Origin of the sequence: Shewanella aestuarii (assembly GCF_011765625.1) — a bacterium.
GTDB classification, from domain to species: domain Bacteria; phylum Pseudomonadota; class Gammaproteobacteria; order Enterobacterales; family Shewanellaceae; genus Shewanella; species Shewanella aestuarii_A.
Genome location: NZ_CP050313.1, coordinates 1622024 through 1641666, shown reverse-complemented (window position 1 = coordinate 1641666; position 19643 = coordinate 1622024). Strand labels below are relative to the sequence as shown.

Below are 19643 nucleotides of genomic sequence, written 5' to 3'. Positions count from 1 at the left end.
AACGCAGCGATAAAAGCTGCGTTTTTTATTTTCAAGCACGAACTATACCGTCATATACTCATTTGAACCTAAGGGATCAAGTCTCTGCATTAGCTTTATAATAAAAGCCACCTGAAGCATTTCATTTATAAATGATAAATTTCAGTAAATTACAGGCAAAAAAAAGCTGCGGCATATATGCCACAGCTTTATGTCCATTTCGCTATAGCGAAATATTAGCCGATAACAGAAACGTTTTCAGCTTGTGGACCTTTCTGACCTTGAGTCACAGTGAAAGAAACTTTTTGACCTTCGTCTAAAGTTTTGAAACCGTCTGAGTTGATAGCACGGAAGTGAACGAAAACGTCTGGACCAGACTCTTGCTCGATAAATCCGAAACCTTTATCAGAGTTGAACCACTTAACAACACCAGTAACTTGAGACATGATATAAATCCTGTAAATATAAAATAAAGCCTTAAACGGCGGTAACGCTGGAAAATGCCGGTATTACTTATGTTCACAGGACGAAACTGGTCGTATTGAAACACATAAATATAAGCCCAACCTTCAAGCTCCAATGACTATAAACCATTTTCAGGATAAGTCAACTAGCATCAAGGTTTGCGTCATAAATATTTCACATTTGTCTGAGGATGTTTATCTAAATTCATCAATATGTTATTGGTGTATTTACTCAGTTTTTTGACGTCTATGAATCTCTATTTTAAAATCAAGTTCGCAACTAAATCCCGCTTGTGCCATTTGTTGCTTTTGTAGATCTGACAATTTCCAAGCATAAGGTGTCATATTTAATAAATGATTTATATCAGCTTCATTTTTCAATTCAAGCATATACTCAAGTTGATGATGCTCAATATAGTCAAAACCCTCCAAAATCAGTGACTCTTGAGAATGTAATCTTGGTTCTGCATATATTTTTTGTTTAATCGCAAAATGATGTTTAGGGCCCGGTGATACCGTAATCAAAATACCGTCAGGCTTAATGACTCGCTGTAACTCTTCCACTTTTGAAGGCGCATAAATTCTAATTGCCAAATCGAAAAAATTATCAGCAAACGGCATTTCAAACACACTTGCCACACAAAAATTCATATCTGGATAGCGCTTAGCAGCATACTTGATAGCCGTTTTTGAAATATCTAAGCCATAAAGCTGACAGGCCCTAGTGCTATATTCTGAAGCGTTATGTATCATATTTCGTTGATTGTGGGCTTGTAATGCATCCACCAACCGATGACTGTAATAGCCTTCGCCACAACCAATATCTAAAACCATTGCAGCTTGAGGCTGATGTTTTAACGCTAAAGAATTAACTTTGTCACTTAACGCTTGGTAATAACCTTTATTTAGAAACTCTCGTCTAGCAAGCATCATCTCTTTATTATCACCAGGATCTTTAGACTTCTTTTTTTGAACAGGAAGAAGATTTACATAGCCCTCTTTGGCTTTATCAAACTGATGATTATTACAACAAACCCAATTTTTTGTTTGAAGAAGAGACAAATCTTGCTGACAAATCGGACAAATATAAGGCATGAACCACTCTTAAAAATAATTAATTGAAATCATCAGATAACTGATTCACTAACTCAGTAACATCAATAGGTGCAAGTAGTGAATAGCAATCTAACTTCTGTTGTAATTTTTCAATATCTAATGACACTTCGTTTGACGCTTTTGATAAATTTGGACGTTCAATAGATTGATGATATGAGCGTAATAGCCACTGACGCTTATTTTGCAGTAAATGATCTATTTTTAATAGCTCGGTTGAAATACCGGGATGAATTTTGCCAGACTCTCCCCGCATATAGTCACAAATATCCCGCCTAACCTGTTCAAGCTCACTAATATGCACAGCTAATGACGCAGATGTTTCATCATGTTTTGGTTTAAGACCTAAAATACTCTTCGCTACCACTAATACTTGCGGTTCACATAATAAACGTAAATCTTGCTCCAGCGGAATGAGTTCAAACTTATCATCTTTACAAACACTAAAATAAACACTTTCATCAGCTTGGAGAAGTATTTGGACACCTTGCTTTAGTTTTTCTATGCATAGCCTTGGTGAGACAGCCATGCGAGAATATAAACGCACACCTTGACCGAGTAAACGAGTCACATCATATTGTTTGGCAATATGATGGGTTGGATGATATTCAATATTGATAAAAGATTGTTGACGAATAATTAAAGCACAATCAACGCCTTCCACCTGACTGATAATGATTTCAAAAAGTGGATTGGTCAAACAGGCAAGTACCAACAAATCATCAACATCGTTAGACAATTTAATCGTCATCAAAACAGGTTGGGTCACTTGCTTTACTTCAGGGTGACTAAAAATAAATTGATGCATTAGTGGCTCCTTTAATTGGTGTAACGCTATAGGCTGCCATCTCAATACTCATTAAAGCATCCATTAAGTATACCGACTGCATGTAAAAATAGCAGTTAATGGTTTAGCAACGCAACAAGCACTTAATCCTTGATAAAAAAATGCTAAGATAATGAAATCATTCAGCGAGATGTTCAAATATGGCCAATTCAATTCAACCTACTTTATTCTGGCACGATTATGAAACTTTTGGGGCAAATCCTTCAAAAGATCGCCCATCTCAGTTTGCAGGGATCCGTACAGATTTAGATTTGAACATTCTTGGCGAGCCAGAAACCTTTTACTGTAAAGTTGCGCCTGATTACCTGCCTTCCCCTGAAGCCATTTTAATTACAGGAATAACACCACAACTAGCCAATATGAAAGGCATGCCAGAGGCTGAGTTTATGCAGCGTATTAATCAGCTGTTTAGTCAGCCTAATACCTGTGTGGTGGGTTATAATTCCCTGCGATTTGATGATGAAGTCAGCCGCTATGGTTTTTATCGAAATTTTATCGACCCTTATGCGCGAGAATGGCAACAAGGAAACTCACGCTGGGACATAATTGATTTAGTTAGAGCCTGTTATACTTTTCGCCCCGAAGGCATCATCTGGCCACAAAAGCCCGATGGTTCACCTAGCTTTAAGCTTGAACACTTGACAGAAGCCAATGGCTTAAGCCATGAGAAAGCTCATGATGCAATGAGTGATGTCTATGCTACTATCGCAATTGCCAAGCTGATTAAACTCAAGCAACCCAAACTTTACCAATATTATTTTAAATTACGTCGTAAACAGGCAGTCAGCGACCAAGTCGATGTGCTTAAAATGCAACCTTTAGTACATGTTAGCTCAAAAATTAGTGCCCTAAATGGCTGTACCACTTTAATTGCACCAGTGGCTTACCACCCAACAAATAAAAATGCGGTTATTTGTGTCAACTTAGCTATGGATATCAGCCCACTCATGGATTTATCCGCTGATGAAATTCACACTCGAATGTATACATCTCGCGCAGATTTAAGCACTGATGAATTACCTATTCCGGTCAAACAAATACATATCAATAAGTGTCCTTTTATTGGTTCACCTAAATTATTAGATGATACCGTGGCTGATAGAATTAGCTTTGATAAAGATTTTGCTCGTGAACAATATAAACGTTTGAAGCAAACTCCTGAATTACGTGAAAAACTTAATGCAGTGTTTGAAATTGAAACCGATAGACCTGCCATAACCGATCCCGATTTAATGCTATATAGCGGTGGATTTTTCAGTCCTGCGGACAAAGAAAAAATTGATATCATTCGTCATACTCAACCACAAAACCTTGCTGCGCTTGATTTACAGTTTGATGATAGTCGAATAGCTGAAATGCTTTTCCGTTATAGAGCACGTAATTATCCGCAAACTCTTGATTATCAAGAAAGCATTAAGTGGCGAGAATTTTGCCAACAACGCTTGATGGATCCCGATTATGTGATTAAGCTCGAAAACTTGGTTGAAGAAACCAGCGACAATGAACACAAACAAAAGCTATTAAAAGCCCTATATCAATACCTTCAGTCGCTATAGCCTTTATGCCATTGCGACTAGTTATTTGCTACATAAAAGGATAAGGGAATGCAAAACAGATTTATAGACAGTGTGAGTGAGTTACCAAAGCCTCTTGCTTGTGCATTGGTACCATTATTGGGTGATGATTTTTGTGGGTATATTGATGCCAATCAACTTGCAAATTTAGTTGAACAAAGTCAATTATCTGAACAGGAATTGTTACTAAAAATATTACCTATAGCGGCAGCTTTAGCTAGCCCAACATTAAGTCAATTTTTTGTTGGCGCAATTGCTAAAGGAGCGAGTGGCGATATATATATGGGCGCTAACTTAGAGCTACCCGGTGAGGCGCTATTTCATACCGTGCATGCCGAACAAAGCGCAATTAGTCATGCTTGGTTAAGCGGTGAAACACAAATTGTAGATATCATAGTTAATTTTAGCCCTTGTGGCCATTGCCGTCAGTTTATCAATGAGTTAGTAGATGGTAGTACTATCAATATCCATCTGCCTGGCCAACAAACACAACCTTTATCGCATTATTTGCCTTATGCTTTTGGTCCAAAAGATTTAAATGTAACTCGACCTTTACTGACTAAAAACGAAGTAGAGTTTGTACTTGAATCAAATGACCCGACGATTATAGAGGCGCTTGATCAAGCAGGCTTAAGTTATGCGCCTTATACTCAATGCCACGCTGCCGTTGTGTTAGAAACCCATGATGGCGCAACCTTTTGTGGTCGCTATGCTGAAAATGCTGCTTTTAATCCTTCAATGCAACCTATGCAAATGGCTTTATCTAATCTTGTCCGCCACAACCGTGAGTACAGTGAAATAAAACGTGCAGTACTTGTTGAGTCATCAAAAGGACAAATAAGCCTTGTTGGTGCAGCAATGGATGCATTACATACTATTGCCGCTGTTGAACTTGAACATATCGTCGTTGAACCAATTTAACAACAGTATGTTAGCCTCAATGAAAAGGACAGCCATGACTGTCCTTTTTGCATTAAACGAAGATAAAACGTAAAACTGAACGAAAGAAAATCATCACCGATTTTTTTCTAGACGCGCCAATAAGCTTGAAGTATCCCATCGATTGCCTTGCATTGCTTGTACATCTGCATAAAACTGGTCAACTAGCGCAGCGACAGGTAATGTTGAACCATTTCGACGAGCTTCATCCAAAGCGATACCTAAATCTTTGCGCATCCAATCAATCGCAAAACCAAAATTATATTCACCTTGCCACATGGTTTGATAACGGTTTTCCATTTGCCAGCTTTGTGCCGCGCCTTTACTGATCACTTCAATAACCTTTAAGCCATCTAAACCGGCACTTTTAGCAAAATGTAATCCTTCAGCTAAACCTTGTACAACCCCAGCAATACAAATTTGATTAACCATCTTGGTTAATTGACCAGACCCAACAGGACCCAATAATTCTGCACAGCGACTGTAAGCGTCAATAATAGGTTTAACAGATTCAAAGGGCGCTTGATCGCCTCCCATCATCACCGTTAGTACACCATTTACAGCGCCAGCTTGCCCCCCTGAAATCGGTGCATCGAGAAAGGCAATGTGATTAATCGCTAGAGCGGCGTATAACTCGCGGGCAACATCAGCAGAAGCCGTTGTATGATCGACCAAGATAGTATTTGGACTCATCCCATGAATCGCACCATCATCTCCCATAACAACCTGACGTAAATCATCATCGTTACCCACACAAGTAAATACCAAGTCTTGACCTAAAGCAGCTTCTTTGGGGGTTGCAGCCATCTTACCTTGATACTGCTGAATCCATAATTCAGCTTTTGCTTTAGTGCGATTATAAACGGTTACCTCATGCCCAGCAGCGGCTAAGTGACCTGCCATCGGGAACCCCATGACACCTAATCCAAGAAACGCAACCTTTGCCATAATAGCCTCTTATTTATTGTTATAATGTTATATCAATCGTAATAAATAAGTGAGACTGATAACCTGTAAAAGACTTGATAACCGTGTTACATTTTTTGATTATAGAACAACTATTTATCTAAAAACCTGACTTGTTATCACGTATTTTTCTACGCTATTTCTGTCACTTATTTTCTGAGATTGGTACTATTCTATGATGGGTTTTACATGAGCTTCCATCTCTGCACCAATACGTTTACGCATATCCATTAAACGCAGAGCGGTGTCTCTTAAGCGTACATCATCTTCAGTTTGTGGCAGCCATTCAGGTACCGATGTTGGTTTACCCTCATCATCTACCGCGACCATGATCACAATACAATGTGTTGTAAGATGACGCTCAGCATTTTTAGGATCGCCCGCTTTGACATCAATAGCGACATGCATCGATGATGTGCCAGTGTAAATTATCTTACCCGTCACTTCGACGATATTACCTACATGGATTGGTTTAACAAAGCGAATACCGCCAGCATATACAGTGATGCAATACTTACCGCTCCAACCTGCTGCTGTAGCATAAGCGGCTAAGTCAATCCATTTCATTACTGCGCCACCGTGAACTTTACCGCCAAAATTGACATCTGCCGGTTCTGCTAAAAATCGAAGTGTTATCGCTCTATCTACTCCAGCCATGATGCTTCCTTTTTAAAAATATAATACCTTGAGTCTACTTTAAATTGGCAACTAAACGGAATTATAAATACTAATCTATGGCAAATTTTAAGCATAAAAAAGGGAAGATTCACTCTTCCCTTACTTGCTCATATTATTGTTACACTTTTTTGAACAACAACGAGCCATTTGTGCCGCCAAAACCAAACGAATTACATAATGCATAGTCGAATTGATGCTCTCGGGCTGTATGCGGAACAAAATCTAAATCGCATCCTTCATCTGGATTATCTAAGTTTATCGTTGGCGGTATAATTTGGTCCTGCAAAGCCAGCAAAGTAATAATTGCCTCTACAGAACCCGCTGCACCTAATAAATGACCAGTCATCGATTTAGTTGAACTTACCAACAAATTATATGCATGTTCGGCAAAAACAGATTTAACCGCAGCAGCTTCGGCTTTATCACCAGCCGGAGTCGAAGTGCCGTGAGCATTAATATAACCAACTTGTTCTTTTGCAATGCCGGCATCATTGATAGCATTAAGCATAGCCGCAGCTGCACCCGCACCATCTGCTGGCGGTGATGTCATATGAAAAGCATCACCACTCATCCCAAAACCAACAAGCTCACCATAAATTTTAGCACCGCGCGCTTTTGCATGTTCGTATTCTTCCATCACTAACACACCCGCTCCATCACCAATCACAAAACCATCACGGTCTTTGTCCCATGGACGACTCGCTTTTGTTGGATCATCATTACGGGTTGACAAGGCTTTAGCCGAACCAAATCCTGCTACTGCAAGAGGACAAGTTACATCTTCTGCCCCGCCGGCAATCATTACATCTGCGTCACCATAGGCAATTGTACGTGCAGCAAAACCGATATTATGTACACCGGTTGTACATGCTGTGGTCACAGCAAAGTTTGGGCCTGTCATGCCATACATTATTGAAATATGGCCCGCTATCATATTAATGATGGTACTGGGCACGAAAAAAGGCGATACCTTACGTGGGCCACCATTAAGCAAAGCTGCATGGTTTTGCTCAATTAATGGCATACCGCCCATGCCGGCTCCAATAGCTGTACCCACACGGTTTGCTTGCTCTTGGTTCATATCTAAACCAGAATCTTTAATTGCTTGAATACTCGCAGCCATACCGTACTGGATAAATAAATCCATCTTTCGAGCATCTTTTTTTGTTAAATATTGCTCGATATCAAAATCTTTAACTGAACCACTAAAGCGAGTGCCGAACTCGGTTGCATCAAATTTGGTAATCGGTGCAATACCACTTTGACCAGCTAACAAAGCTTTCCAAGATGATTCAACATCATTACCAACAGGAGTGACTAATCCTAATCCAGTAATAACAACACGACGTTTAGACATGATTTAAACCTTATACTAAGTGTTCTAGCATGAGGGATTAACCGTAAAGGAATAAAAATGAAGACAGGTTAATTGACTAGAACAAGCGTTTACATTTGCTAGAAACAAAAACAGGCGACATTAAATGCCGCCTGTTTCTGTGAATTCGTGATTACTGATTCTTTGAAACGTAATCGATCGCTGCCTGTACAGTAGTGATCTTTTCAGCTTCTTCATCAGGGATCTCAGTATCAAACTCTTCTTCTAGAGCCATTACTAATTCAACGGTGTCCAGAGAATCTGCACCTAAGTCGTCCACAAAAGAAGCAGCTGATTTAACGTCTTCTTCTTTAACGCCAAGTTGCTCAATGATGATTTTCTTTACACGTTCTTCGATGTTGCTCATTAGTTTTCTTTCCTATTCAAATTACGCACTTGCGTAAGATTGCGAGTAGTTTATTCGATTTAGATAACATTGCAAGCTTAGATTTTGTGGTCTAACCACAAAGAATAAATTTACACTGAATCTAATTCTGACTCAAATTAAGGTAGTCTCCTACCTATCGCCCTTAAACCATGTACATACCGCCATTCACATGCAATGTTTCGCCTGTGATGTAAGCAGCTGAATCTGAGGCCAAAAACAATACTGCGTTGGCAATTTCTTGCGCTTGCCCTAAACGTTCCATCGGAACTTGTGACATAATAGCTTGTTGCTGCTCTGGTGTCAGCTCATCTGTCATATCAGTTTGAATAAATCCAGGTGCAATAGCATTCACTGTTATGTGACGAGATGCAACCTCTCTTGCAAGAGATTTTGTAAATCCTATCAAGCCAGCTTTAGCCGCTGAATAATTTACTTGTCCTGCATTACCCATAGTGCCAACGACTGAACCGATACTGATGATACGTCCAGAACGTTTTTTCATCATAGATCGCATTACTGGCTTAGACAATTTAAATAATGAAGTCAGGTTGGTGTCAATAATATCTTGCCACTCATCATCTTTCATTCGCATTAATAAATTATCACGCGTGATACCTGCATTGTTTACTAGAATATCAACATCGCCAGCTTTGTCTTTAATTTCTTTATATAAATTTGCAACTGAATCATTATCTGTGACATTCAGCACAAGTCCGAAACCTTTGTCTCCAAGATAATCTTGAATCGCTGCAGCACCTTTTTCACTTGTTGCAGTACCGATAACCACAGCGCCCGCTTCGACTAATGTTTCAGCAATGGCACGACCAATACCACGGCTAGCGCCTGTGACCAAAGCCACTTTCCCTTGTAAATTGAAGCTAATGCTCATTTAATTTTCCTTACTCAGTTAATGCTGCAAATGAAGCTGCATCATTAACAGCTTTAGCTGAAACAGCCTTATTAATTCGTTTTGCTAAACCTGTTAATACTTTACCAGGACCAATTTCTACCAATTGGGTCACACCTTGTTCAGCCATAAATGATACGCTTTCACTCCAGCGCACAGGACAATATAACTGACGCACTAAGGCATCTTTTATATCTTGTGCTGACGTTGGCATTGCAACATCAACATTATTGACAACATTTATCACAGGAGGGTTAAAAGTGATATTCTGCAACGCTTGCGCTAATTTATCTGCAGCAGGTTTCATCAGTGCACAATGTGAAGGCACACTCACGGGTAATGCTACCGTCATTTTAGCGCCAGCAGCTTTACAAGCCGCAGCAGCTCGCTCAACGGCGTCTTTTTGACCTGCAATAACCACTTGACCGGGGCTGTTGTAATTAACCGGACTGACTACTTCACCTTGGGCTGAATCCTCACAAGCTTTTGCAATACCCTCATCATCTAAGCCGATAATGGCATACATTGCACCAGAGCCTACAGGAACAGCTTGTTGCATGAGCTGGCCGCGAAGTTCAACCAATTTTACAGCATCTTTAAAATCAATGACGCCAGCACAAACTAAAGCAGAATACTCACCTAAGCTATGACCTGCTAATAATGCAGGGTTTGGCTTACCACTGGCCTGATAGGCACGCCATATCGCAACACTAGCGGTTAACAAAGCAGGTTGTGTTTTATCAGTTTGATTTAACTCTTCTGCAGGACCATTATTAACTAACGCCCATAAATCGTATCCAAGTGCGTTGCTCGCCTCAGTAAAAGTTTCTGCAACAATTGTTTCAGAAGCTGCTAGATCAGCCAACATGCCAACAGCTTGAGAGCCTTGACCTGGAAATACAAAAGCAACATTTTCCATTGTTATGTACCTGTTTTTATTTTAAATAAGAATTAAAAGCGAACTAATGCACTGCCCCAGGCAAATCCTGCACCAAAGGCTTCTAATAATAATAATTGACCACGTTGAATGCGTCCGTCACGTACGGCCTCATCTAATGCTATCGGCACAGATGCCGCTGACGTATTTCCGTGCCTTGCCAATGTTAATACCACTTTATCTAAACTCATGTTTAGTTTTTTGGCAGTAGCATTGATTATTCTGAAGTTAGCTTGATGTGGAACCAACCAGTCAATTTCTGATTTATCAACATTATTAATACGTAAGGTTTCTGTTACCACATTTGATAATTGAGTAACGGCTACCTTAAAGACATCATTGCCTTTCATGGTCATATAACCAACGGCTTCAGAAGATTCATTAGCTCTAGGTGGAAATGAACATTTTAATAAGTCACCTTGGCTACCGTCAGCATAAATGTGGGTATTAATGATACCGGGTGTATCACTTACACCAATTACCGCAGCACCAGCGCCATCGCCAAATAATATAACAGTGGAACGATCATCTGGTTCACATAAACGTGATAATACGTCTGCACCAATCACTAAGACTTTTTTGGCCGCGCCAGTTTTAACAAATTGATCCGCAACAGATAAGGCATACACAAAGCCTGAGCAGGCCGCAGCAATATCAAAGGCAGGAATGTTATTAACTCCTAGCATGGCTTGAATTTCACATGCTGCTGCAGGAAAAGCGTTTGGCGCACTTGTTGTACCACAAACAATCATGTCGAGTTCAGATGCTGCTATGCCAGCCATTTCTAACGCTTTCAATGCAGCTTGGTACCCCATGGTGGACACGCTTTCGTCGATTGCAGCAATACGGCGCTCTGAGATACCTGTTCTTTCAACAATCCATTGGTCACTGGTTTCGACCATTTTCTCTAAGTCTTGGTTGCTACGGACTTGCACAGGCAGATAGCTACCTGTTCCTAGAATTTTTGTATGCATATATTGAGATCAGCTATTGATGTCTAAAAGAATCGACTCCAAACGATCATTGATCATTTCAGGAAGACGACGTTTCGCTTCTGTTGCTGCTAAATTAATTGCTTGAAGATAGGCAGCTTCGTCAGCATTTCCATGACTCTTTACTACTATTCCGCGCAATCCTATCAGACTTGCACCATTATAGTGGTCGGGGTTCATCTTACTGAGTACAGCTTGTATACGGGGGGCGATGAGTTTGGATAAAAAACGCACAAAAAAACCACTATTTAAGCCACACTTAAGTTGATGTACCAACAACTTAGCAATACCTTCAGAGGTTTTTAAGGTTATATTGCCGACAAAACCATCACAGACAATAACATCAACATTGCCAGTATAAATTTCGTCGCCTTCAACAAAACCAATATAATTAATTTGATCTGTATGCTGCAGTATCTGACCGGCCTGCTGCACTTGATCATTTCCTTTTATTTCTTCTATTCCCACATTCAGCAAGGCAACCTTTGGCCGTTGCTTTTTATGGATAGCTTCACAAAGCACTGAGCCCATCACAGCAAACTGAAATAAAGCTTCTGAATCACAGACAACATTAGCGCCTAAATCGAGTAAATACACGGGTTTGCCTGTCACAGTAGGTAAACATGTTACCAATGCAGGTCTATCAACGCCGGGAAGTGTTTTAAGTAGTACTTTAGACATTGCCATTAACGCACCGGTGTTACCGCCACTAATGCAGGCACAGGCTTTCCCATCTCGAACCAATTCTAATGCTAGGCGCATTGAACTATTTTTTCGGGTACGTAAGGCATGCACAGGTCTGTCATCCATGTTGACGACTTCGGTCGTATGGATCTGTTGAATTCTATGTTTAATCGAAGGTTCTGCATCATGCAGTAATGGATCAATTTCGACTTGATTGCCGACAATGATAATATGAAGTGAAGAATTAGATTTCAATGCCTGCAAGGCTGCAGGCACTGTGACGAGGGGACCATAATCGCCCCCCATCGCATCTAACGCAAGCGTCAGACTCGTCATAAAGTCGTCAACAAATTACTTGTTGATAACCTTTTTACCGCGGTAGAAACCATCTGCAGTCACGTTGTGACGTAAATGTAATTCACCGCTAGTCGCGTCAACTGATAATTGAGCAGTGCTCAATGCATCATGTGAACGGCGCATACCGCGCTTTGAACGAGATTTTTTATTCTGTTGTACAGCCATTTGACCTGTCTCCTACGATTACTTGCTCTTCAGTTTTTCTAACACTGCAAACGGATTTGGACGCTCCTCTTGAGCGGGTTCGATCTCGCCTACAACTATGTCTTTTGACCCCAGGTTGCAATCATCACTTTCATGCATTGGGATAATCGGCATAGCGACTATCAATTCATCTTCAATCAATTGATGCAGACGTACTTCACCAATCTCATTACACTCAATTGGGTCATACGCATCCGGGAGCTCATCGATTTCTGCCAAAGTCTTACAAGGACTAAAACAAAAGTCGACCGTAACCTCAGTAGTAAATTGTGTCATGCAACGTTGACATAGCAGAGTGAGCTCCGTCACAGCCTTCCCGCGAAGGTAGACTATCCCCTGTAAGTCGACACCACATTCCAACGACACAACTACGTCGGAACAGTCGCCGGCACATAACTCATTTAATCGCTTATTTTGCTTAGCGGGTACAATACCTTCATATCGAAGGCCACTGGTCGCTGCGCGAATAGGATCAATTGAAACCGGTATCTTTACTGTTTGCATAAGGCGCGCATATTATAGTTTGAAAACGCTGGAGTCAAAGAAAATTTCCGCTAAATGCAGTTAAACATGCTATTGGGCACATTGATTTTCTTAAATACTTCAAACGTTGAATTTGAATGATGGCAAATTTTACCCAACACCCTAAGCATACACAAGCATTTGCCGGCTAAATTTACTGCAATTAAACGATTAATGTTAAACTCGACCTTATTCACGTAAAAAACGAAAAAAATCTATGCAAACTACGTTAGTTTTAGCCTCAACATCTGTATATCGCCAACAATTATTAACAAAATTGAATCTTCCCTATATCAGCGTTAACCCGATGACCGATGAAGCACCACATAATAATGAGTCGGCACAACAATTGGTATTACGACTTGCCGAGCAAAAAGCACTCGCTGGCAGTCAAATAGTGAATGATGATTTACAACATGGAAAGGATAAAAACTATCTTGTGATTGGCTCAGACCAAGTTGCAGTTATCGATAAGCAAATTATCGGCAAGCCACTAACCACAGAGAATGCCATTAAACAATTAAAACAGGCTTCAGGTAAAGCCATTACCTTTTATACCGGCCTTGCTGTATACAATACACAAACTAACACAATGCATAGTTGCATCGAGCCGTTCACGGTTCACTTTAGACAGTTATCGCTTCAACAAATTGAATATTATGTCGCAATAGAGCAGCCTTTATACTGTGCAGGAAGTTTTAAAAGTGAAGGCTTAGGAATTGCGTTATTTGAAAAACTGCAGGGTGATGACCCAAACAGTTTAATAGGCTTACCTTTGATCAAATTGATTGATTTATTAGCGCAACACGGCATGCAAGTTTTAGCAACTCAGCATGCCGACTAAAAGTGGGTGTAAGTATAAAAGGTTACAGATGTAACGCTAAATCGCTAACCTTATCCACTATGGCAATGGGGTTAGCACTCGTTAACTGGGCAACCAGATTAGCTCCGTAACTAACCCCTATTGAAGCAATGCCAGCATTATTGGCCATATTTAAATCATGAACAGAATCACCAATCATCACTGCCCGATGTGCTGGTACATCAAAATGAGCCAGCAAAGAATGAAGCATCAGTGGATCCGGTTTGCTCTTTGTTTCATCAGCACAGCGACTTGCTTTAAAAAGATGTTCCACACCAGAAAGCGCTAAAGTGCGATCTAAACTCTGCCTTGCTTTACCCGTTGCGATGGCTAACGTGTAACCAGAATCTGATAGATCAGATAATAGTTGTTCAGCGCCTTCAAATAGCGGGCTTGCAAAACGACCTGACAAATAATGAAAACGATAGCGTTCGGTTATGCTGTCATGTAAATGAGCCAAATGACCAAATAAGGTATCTAGAATTTTCGGCAGGGATAGCCCGATTAAATCTCTGATTGCACGTTCGCTAGGCACATCAATCGATAATTCTTTGGCTGCACTTTGCATACTTTCAACGATAGCTCCGATTGAATCCATCAAGGTTCCGTCCCAATCGAAAATCACTAAATCATATTTATTTTGAAAATGCATAAGGCTCGTCTTTTTAAATAACACTTTACTCAATCACGCATGGCTTATTGTAAGTAATAAGAAAAACTTAAAAACAAATCATGCTTTTTTCAGCTTATCCAAGGTTTGTTGTAATACCTCATCCAAAGGTGCACTAACTTGCATCGTTGTGTCTGATTCAGGATGAACAAATTTAAGCTCGGCAGCATGTAAAAATAAACGATTTAAGCCAATCGCTCGCATACTGTCGTCAAACTGTTGCTCACTGTATTTATCATCACAAGCAATTGCATGGCCAGCAAATTGGCAATGCACGCGAATTTGGTGAGTTCGGCCTGTTACTGGACTTGCTTTGACCAAAGTTGCCCCTTGGTAGCGCTGAACAATACGATATCTTGTTTCTGACTCTTTACCTTCAGCATTTACGCGAACGATTCGCTCACCTGATTTTAAAGTAATTTTAAGTAAGGGAGCTTTAATCGCTTTATCTTTTGCTTGCCATTCGCCACGTACCAAAGCTAAATAATCTTTCTGCATAGTCTTTTTACGGAGCTGATCATGGAGATGCTTTAAAGCACTTCGCTTTTTCGCCACCAATAACACTCCCGAGGTATCTTTATCTAAACGATGAACTAATTCTAAAAATTTTTGCTGTGGCCTTAATGATCTTAAGCCTTCAATCACACCATAATCAACGCCACTGCCGCCATGCACGGCAATACCCGCGGGCTTATTTAGCACAATAAGATGCTTATCTTCATGCAAGATACGCTCTTCAAGTTGTGACACTCGAGATAAGTTCGCCGAAGGTGCGGTTCGATAATCTTTTTCAGCAACGCGTACAGGTGGGACTCTGACAATATCGTCCATTTGCAACTTATATTCAGGCTTAATGCGTTTTTTGTTGACCCGCACTTCTCCTTTACGCACGATTCTGTAAATCATGCTTTTAGGGACACCTTTGAGTTTAGTCAGTAAGAAATTATCAATGCGTTGTTCAACATTATCTTCATCAATAGTGATGAATTGAACTTGAGGGGTGGTTTCAGTATTCATGATGCGCCAATTTGTGAGAACGCCGTTATTGTAACTTATTTAGATAAAACTTGGCTATCTTAAGAAGACACTCGCCCTCCCAATAAATATAACTTTGATACAAAAGAAACCGCCCTTTTGATTGCTGAAGTTACCTATTGTTGCTATATTTGCGCTCTGGATGAGGACAAACAGTGGATAAAGTGTTCACAACCCCCATTCAAAATGAAAATTTTAGCGATATAACTGTAATTTACGAATGAGCTTTATCGGTAGCAAACCATTGATTTGCAAATTATAAAAAATAAAAGAAACGCCAAAACAGCGTTTTTATAATTAAACCGTAAGTTTCATATAACATTCTGTAAATTTGCATGATCTCGCCACCAAATTCGAACAATATTTTAGCTTGTTATCAAACAAACCATTCGATTTTGGCATTAACGGAAAAAGTATAATCATTTATGGGGTTGGTTGCTTGGCAACGGATTCCTTGTTTTTGTAAACATTAGAAAATAAGCCATAAATTAGGTTGTGACACGCAGAGAATGCGTCTTACAGTGATACTGCACACCTAAATTGCCTGTAACAAGCCGCGAGGCTGTTATTATTCGCAGGCCCGTAATGCAACGATTGCGCTGTTTGATGACCTTATTTAGAAGAATCACGTCATCATGAAACGTATGTTAATCAATGCAACTCAATCTGAAGAGTTGCGTGTCGCCCTAGTTGATGGGCAGCAGTTATATGATTTGGACATTGAAAGTCCTGGTCATGAGCAAAAAAAATCGAACATCTACAAAGGTAAAATTACCCGTGTAGAACCCTCTTTAGAAGCTGCCTTTGTTGATTATGGCGCTGACCGTCACGGTTTTCTACCACTGAAAGAAATCGCCCGCGAATACTTCCCTAAGGGATACTCTTTCCAAGGCCGACCGAATATCAAAGAAGTGGTATCTGAAGGTCAAGAAGTTATCGTTCAAATAGATAAAGAAGAGCGCGGTAACAAAGGCGCGGCATTAACCACCTTTATCAGTTTGGCAGGCTCTTACTTAGTTCTTATGCCTAATAACCCTCGTGCTGGCGGTATTTCTCGTCGTATTGAAGGCGATGAGCGTACAGAATTAAAAGCCGCAATGTCAGAGCTTGAAGTTCCTCATGGAATGGGCCTTATCGTCCGTACTGCCGGTGTTGGTAAAGAAGCTGCTGAACTAAAGTGGGATTTAAAAGTACTTCAACATCACTGGGATGCGATTCAAGAAGCCGCTCAAAGCAAGAAGGCTCCTTTCTTAATTCACCAAGAAAGTAATGTTATAGTCCGTGCCATACGTGACTATCTGCGTCGTGATGTAGGTGAAATTCTCATCGATCACCCACGTATTTATGAAGACGCCAAAATGCACATCGGTCTTGTGCGTCCAGACTTTGTTGAACGTGTAAAAATGTACAAGTCTGAAGTGCCTTTATTTACACATTATCAAATTGAATCTCAAATTGAGTCCGCCTTCCAACGCGAAGTGCGTTTACCATCTGGTGGTTCAATCGTAATTGACCCAACAGAAGCACTTACCTCTATTGACATCAACTCTGCCCGTGCTACAAAAGGCGGAGATATTGAAGAAACTGCGTTAAACACCAACTTAGAAGCCGCTGATGAAATTGCTCGTCAGTTACGTTTACGTGACTTAGGTGGTTTGGTTGTCATCGACTTTATCGATATGACACCCGTTCGTCACCAGCGTGAAGTTGAAAACCGCATGCGAGATGCCGTGCATCATGACCGTGCACGCGTTCAGTTAGGTCGTATTTCACGCTTTGGCTTAATGGAAATGTCACGCCAACGTCTTCGCCCTTCATTAGAAGAGTCAGCAGCCCATATCTGCCCACGTTGTAGTGGCCAAGGTACTATCCGTAGTACTGAATCGCTTGCCCTTTCAATTTTGCGTTTAATGGAAGAAGAAGCCATTAAAGAACATACCACGCAAATTGAAGCTGTTGTTCCAGTTGATGTTGCTGCTTTCTTACTCAATGAGAAGCGTAAAGCAATTCGCATTACTGAAGAGCGTCATCAGGTAGAAGTTTACGTCATTCCTGATGCGCATATGCAAACCCCCGAGTATCGTGTTATCCGCCGTAAAAGTGATGATGAAATCAGTGAATCAAGCTTTAATCGCGTAGAACCGCCAAAAACAGATCTTTATGAACCACGTAAATTAGAACGCTCAGCAGCGCCAGAACCTGCCTTAAAAGGTTTTGCAGCGCCAGTTAAATCAATCGAAGAAGCAACACCAAAAGCAGCGACAAAGCCTACGCAAGCCCCTGCTATTAAACCCGGCCTATTTGCGCGTATTATCTCAGGTATCAGTGCTTTATTTAGCAATAACGCCGATGATGATAAAAAAGATAACAAAGAAGCCAAACCCGTTAAAACAGATAATAATCGTCGCAACCGTCGCAATGAATCTGGCAATTCACGAAATGACAATCGCAATGATAATCGTCGTAAACGCGGTGATAAAGAGCTTGCTTCAGACAATAAAAACCCACGAACTCGTAACAAAAGAAATCGTGATCAGGATGAAACCAAGCCAAATGGCAAAGCAGTACAAGCGGATAAAGCATCGATTGTTAGTGACGATAAGCACAATACTGTAAAGCGTGATACTAATGACAAAGTTGAAAAATCGCCTAAGCAGGAAGCCGCACGTGAACGTCGCCAACGTCGTAACATGCGCCGAAAAGTACGTATTGAAAATGAGCAATCGAACGAACAAGCTGCATTATCGGCTAAAGACGATACTCAAGCCATTGCTAAAACATCCCCTGCGGTCAAAGACGTTAAAAAAGACATCATTGAAAATGAAGTCAATTCAGTCATAGCTGCTGAAACAAAAGTTGACGATAAAAACGTTGACGCGAAAACAGCGAAACCAACTCGAAAACGTCAACCTCGCAAAGAGAAACCAGTTGAAGCTTCAGCGATAACTACAACGGTAGATAACGCAGAGCAACCAACTGAAAGCGCTAAAGCAGTTGAAGCACAAGTATTAGAAACACCAGTGACCTCTAATGACACAGAAGTCGCAGCAGAAACCGTTGCAACTGAAGTTGCAGAACAACAGGTAACGCAAGCGACAGAGTTAACAGAAGAGTTAACAGAAGTGACAACGGAAACCACACCACAAGAAGGTGTAGCTAACTCTGAAACTAATGCTGAAGATGATAAGCGTGAAGGTCGTGACGGTCAGCGCCGCAGTCGCCGTAGTCCACGTCATTTGCGTGCAGCCGGTCAACGTCGTCGTCGTGACGATGAAGAAGGCTCAACAAATAGCACTCCGGTATTTACGCCTGTTGATGAGTTAGAAAGACAGTTATCAGCTGAGTTAGCCCAACAATCATCTGCGACTAATAACACAGAAGCTAAAAATGCTGAAACAGCTGAAACAGCTGAAACAGCTGAAACAGCATTAGCTGATGTTAAAGTCACAGTTGATGTCAAACAGGACGAAGTCGTTAACGAACCTCAGTCGGAAAATCAAGCAGCTGCTACAGAAGAAGCTGAAGCATCGCCTGTCGTCGTTGCAGCAGCCACAGAAGTGAAAGTGGAGTCAGCCAACGTTGAAGTTGTCATGACGGAAACAGTCACTGATACTGTTGAACATAAAACCGAGGTTGATGTTGAACCTGTAGAAGCAAGCATTGTTGAACCAACAAAACAAGAAGCGGCTAAAGCAGAAGATAATCTTAATACCCAAGCAAACGTTGAAGGCGAAGTGTCAATTGACTCTCACGCTAATATTAAGGTTAACACTTCAGCTAGCAATTCAATTGCCTCAGCGCCAATGGCTAAACCTGCACCGATTGCTAAAAAGCCTATTGCGAAAGTCGACACCTCGCAACCAGTGCAAGCAGAACAAGCAGTTGCCGAAGTTGTTAAACCTGTAGCAAAAGCCAGCCGTTTTGGCTCAATGGTAAGTTCAACTACCACTAAACCAACGGTAGAAGTGCGAGCGCAACAAGCAGTGCCACCAGGTAAAACTTACCAAGCTAGCGCAACGGTGCCCCCAACAAAATCAAGCTTTGCTAATAGTGCAAGTGCTGATATGACTAAACCAAATAGTTAATATCTCATGATTTTGCCAAAGCCATGCCTAATGCATGGCTTTTTTTTGCCAATTTGTTATCAACT

General features: G+C 40.8%; 19 protein-coding genes. 4 read left to right on the top strand and 15 right to left on the bottom strand.

Features of this window, described 5'->3' with window-relative positions; all coding sequences use genetic code 11:
- Nucleotides 1–215: 215 nt before the first annotated feature.
- The 3 genes from HBH39_RS07465 to HBH39_RS07455 all read right to left on the bottom strand — a co-directional run bounded on the left by HBH39_RS07465 (nucleotide 216) and on the right by HBH39_RS07455 (nucleotide 2364).
- Nucleotides 216–425 (bottom strand): cold-shock protein, encoded by a 210-nt coding sequence (locus tag HBH39_RS07465; protein WP_025009607.1) that lies wholly within the window; start codon nucleotides 423–425, stop codon nucleotides 216–218.
- A 246-nt stretch (nucleotides 426–671) separates the two neighbouring features.
- A complete protein-coding gene (gene rlmA, locus HBH39_RS07460) occupies nucleotides 672–1538 on the bottom strand; it encodes a 23S rRNA (guanine(745)-N(1))-methyltransferase (protein ID WP_167677007.1) in 867 nt (288 codons plus the stop codon).
- 19 nt (nucleotides 1539–1557) lie between these two features.
- Nucleotides 1558–2364 carry a hypothetical protein gene (locus tag HBH39_RS07455; protein WP_167677005.1) on the bottom strand — a complete coding sequence of 269 codons (807 nt, stop codon included), beginning with the start codon at nucleotides 2362–2364 and terminating at the stop codon, nucleotides 1558–1560.
- A gap of 179 nt (nucleotides 2365–2543) precedes the next feature.
- On the opposite strand from HBH39_RS07455, the gene sbcB reads away from it, so the two are divergent.
- Both sbcB and cdd read left to right on the top strand, forming a co-directional pair.
- On the top strand, nucleotides 2544–3959 hold the full coding sequence (gene sbcB / locus HBH39_RS07450; protein ID WP_167677003.1) for an exodeoxyribonuclease I: 1416 nt from the start codon (nucleotides 2544–2546) through the stop codon (nucleotides 3957–3959).
- Nucleotides 3960–4007: 48 nt separating this feature from the next.
- Nucleotides 4008–4898 (top strand): cytidine deaminase, encoded by an 891-nt coding sequence (gene cdd, locus HBH39_RS07445; protein WP_167677001.1) that lies wholly within the window; start codon nucleotides 4008–4010, stop codon nucleotides 4896–4898.
- A 93-nt stretch (nucleotides 4899–4991) separates the two neighbouring features.
- On the opposite strand, the gene HBH39_RS07440 is transcribed toward cdd, so the two are convergent.
- The 10 genes from HBH39_RS07440 to yceD form a co-directional block, all read right to left on the bottom strand.
- Nucleotides 4992–5864 (bottom strand): NAD(P)-dependent oxidoreductase, encoded by an 873-nt coding sequence (locus HBH39_RS07440; protein WP_167676999.1) that lies wholly within the window; start codon nucleotides 5862–5864, stop codon nucleotides 4992–4994.
- Between the two features lie 186 nt (nucleotides 5865–6050).
- Nucleotides 6051–6539, bottom strand: a complete 489-nt coding sequence (locus HBH39_RS07435; RefSeq protein ID WP_167676996.1) for an acyl-CoA thioesterase — start codon at nucleotides 6537–6539, stop codon at nucleotides 6051–6053.
- 139 nt (nucleotides 6540–6678) lie between these two features.
- Nucleotides 6679–7917: a beta-ketoacyl-ACP synthase II gene (fabF, locus tag HBH39_RS07430; protein WP_167676994.1), complete on the bottom strand. Its 1239-nt coding sequence runs from the start codon at nucleotides 7915–7917 to the stop codon at nucleotides 6679–6681.
- A 151-nt stretch (nucleotides 7918–8068) separates the two neighbouring features.
- Complete coding sequence (gene acpP / locus HBH39_RS07425; protein WP_011496723.1) at nucleotides 8069–8302, bottom strand: acyl carrier protein; 234 nt, start codon at nucleotides 8300–8302, stop codon at nucleotides 8069–8071.
- A gap of 163 nt (nucleotides 8303–8465) precedes the next feature.
- Nucleotides 8466–9212, bottom strand: coding sequence for a 3-oxoacyl-ACP reductase FabG (gene fabG / locus HBH39_RS07420; RefSeq protein ID WP_167676992.1), 747 nt, complete (start codon nucleotides 9210–9212; stop codon nucleotides 8466–8468).
- Between the two features lie 10 nt (nucleotides 9213–9222).
- A complete protein-coding gene (gene fabD / locus HBH39_RS07415; RefSeq protein WP_167676990.1) occupies nucleotides 9223–10149 on the bottom strand; it encodes an ACP S-malonyltransferase in 927 nt (308 codons plus the stop codon).
- Nucleotides 10150–10181: 32 nt separating this feature from the next.
- Complete coding sequence (locus HBH39_RS07410; protein ID WP_167676988.1) at nucleotides 10182–11141, bottom strand: beta-ketoacyl-ACP synthase III; 960 nt, start codon at nucleotides 11139–11141, stop codon at nucleotides 10182–10184.
- A gap of 9 nt (nucleotides 11142–11150) precedes the next feature.
- Complete coding sequence (gene plsX / locus HBH39_RS07405) at nucleotides 11151–12179, bottom strand: phosphate acyltransferase PlsX (RefSeq protein ID WP_167676986.1); 1029 nt, start codon at nucleotides 12177–12179, stop codon at nucleotides 11151–11153.
- A 15-nt stretch (nucleotides 12180–12194) separates the two neighbouring features.
- Nucleotides 12195–12365 (bottom strand): 50S ribosomal protein L32, encoded by a 171-nt coding sequence (gene rpmF / locus HBH39_RS07400; protein WP_011496728.1) that lies wholly within the window; start codon nucleotides 12363–12365, stop codon nucleotides 12195–12197.
- Nucleotides 12366–12383: 18 nt separating this feature from the next.
- Entirely contained in the window at nucleotides 12384–12908 is a 525-nt protein-coding gene (yceD, locus tag HBH39_RS07395; RefSeq protein ID WP_167676984.1) for a 23S rRNA accumulation protein YceD, read from the bottom strand.
- A 235-nt stretch (nucleotides 12909–13143) separates the two neighbouring features.
- Here yceD and HBH39_RS07390 point away from each other — a divergent pair, with 235 nt between their 5' ends.
- Nucleotides 13144–13770 (top strand): Maf family protein, encoded by a 627-nt coding sequence (locus tag HBH39_RS07390; protein ID WP_167676982.1) that lies wholly within the window; start codon nucleotides 13144–13146, stop codon nucleotides 13768–13770.
- Between the two features lie 22 nt (nucleotides 13771–13792).
- Here HBH39_RS07390 and HBH39_RS07385 read toward each other — a convergent pair whose 3' ends face one another.
- Together HBH39_RS07385 and rluC are read right to left on the bottom strand one after the other, a co-directional pair.
- Entirely contained in the window at nucleotides 13793–14440 is a 648-nt protein-coding gene (locus HBH39_RS07385) for an HAD-IA family hydrolase (protein WP_167676980.1), read from the bottom strand.
- 78 nt (nucleotides 14441–14518) lie between these two features.
- Nucleotides 14519–15475, bottom strand: coding sequence for a 23S rRNA pseudouridine(955/2504/2580) synthase RluC (gene rluC / locus HBH39_RS07380; RefSeq protein WP_167676978.1), 957 nt, complete (start codon nucleotides 15473–15475; stop codon nucleotides 14519–14521).
- Nucleotides 15476–16128: 653 nt separating this feature from the next.
- Here rluC and rne point away from each other — a divergent pair.
- Nucleotides 16129–19578, top strand: a complete 3450-nt coding sequence (rne, locus tag HBH39_RS07375; RefSeq protein ID WP_167676976.1) for a ribonuclease E — start codon at nucleotides 16129–16131, stop codon at nucleotides 19576–19578.
- The last annotated feature ends 65 nt before the right edge of the window (nucleotides 19579–19643 follow it).

Bases quoted from the DNA above. Each gene is read 5' to 3' on its own strand.
- HBH39_RS07440 (WP_167676999.1), bottom strand. From the start codon at position 5,864: ATGGCAAAGGTTGCGTTTCTTGGATTAGGTGTCATGGGGTTCCCGATG.
- rluC (WP_167676978.1), bottom strand. From the start codon at position 15,475: ATGAATACTGAAACCACCCCTCAAGTTCAATTCATCACTATTGATGAA.
- HBH39_RS07410 (WP_167676988.1), bottom strand. From the start codon at position 11,141: ATGCATACAAAAATTCTAGGAACAGGTAGCTATCTGCCTGTGCAAGTC.
- HBH39_RS07385 (WP_167676980.1), bottom strand. From the start codon at position 14,440: ATGCATTTTCAAAATAAATATGATTTAGTGATTTTCGATTGGGACGGA.
- HBH39_RS07435 (WP_167676996.1), bottom strand. From the start codon at position 6,539: ATGGCTGGAGTAGATAGAGCGATAACACTTCGATTTTTAGCAGAACCG.
- rne (WP_167676976.1), top strand. From the start codon at position 16,129: ATGAAACGTATGTTAATCAATGCAACTCAATCTGAAGAGTTGCGTGTC.
- rlmA (WP_167677007.1), bottom strand. From the start codon at position 1,538: ATGCCTTATATTTGTCCGATTTGTCAGCAAGATTTGTCTCTTCTTCAA.
- cdd (WP_167677001.1), top strand. From the start codon at position 4,008: ATGCAAAACAGATTTATAGACAGTGTGAGTGAGTTACCAAAGCCTCTT.
- HBH39_RS07455 (WP_167677005.1), bottom strand. From the start codon at position 2,364: ATGCATCAATTTATTTTTAGTCACCCTGAAGTAAAGCAAGTGACCCAA.
- fabF (WP_167676994.1), bottom strand. From the start codon at position 7,917: ATGTCTAAACGTCGTGTTGTTATTACTGGATTAGGATTAGTCACTCCT.
- rpmF (WP_011496728.1), bottom strand. From the start codon at position 12,365: ATGGCTGTACAACAGAATAAAAAATCTCGTTCAAAGCGCGGTATGCGC.
- fabD (WP_167676990.1), bottom strand. From the start codon at position 10,149: ATGGAAAATGTTGCTTTTGTATTTCCAGGTCAAGGCTCTCAAGCTGTT.
- acpP (WP_011496723.1), bottom strand. From the start codon at position 8,302: ATGAGCAACATCGAAGAACGTGTAAAGAAAATCATCATTGAGCAACTT.
- HBH39_RS07465 (WP_025009607.1), bottom strand. From the start codon at position 425: ATGTCTCAAGTTACTGGTGTTGTTAAGTGGTTCAACTCTGATAAAGGT.
- HBH39_RS07390 (WP_167676982.1), top strand. From the start codon at position 13,144: ATGCAAACTACGTTAGTTTTAGCCTCAACATCTGTATATCGCCAACAA.
- sbcB (WP_167677003.1), top strand. From the start codon at position 2,544: ATGGCCAATTCAATTCAACCTACTTTATTCTGGCACGATTATGAAACT.
- fabG (WP_167676992.1), bottom strand. From the start codon at position 9,212: ATGAGCATTAGCTTCAATTTACAAGGGAAAGTGGCTTTGGTCACAGGC.
- plsX (WP_167676986.1), bottom strand. From the start codon at position 12,179: ATGACGAGTCTGACGCTTGCGTTAGATGCGATGGGGGGCGATTATGGT.
- yceD (WP_167676984.1), bottom strand. From the start codon at position 12,908: ATGCAAACAGTAAAGATACCGGTTTCAATTGATCCTATTCGCGCAGCG.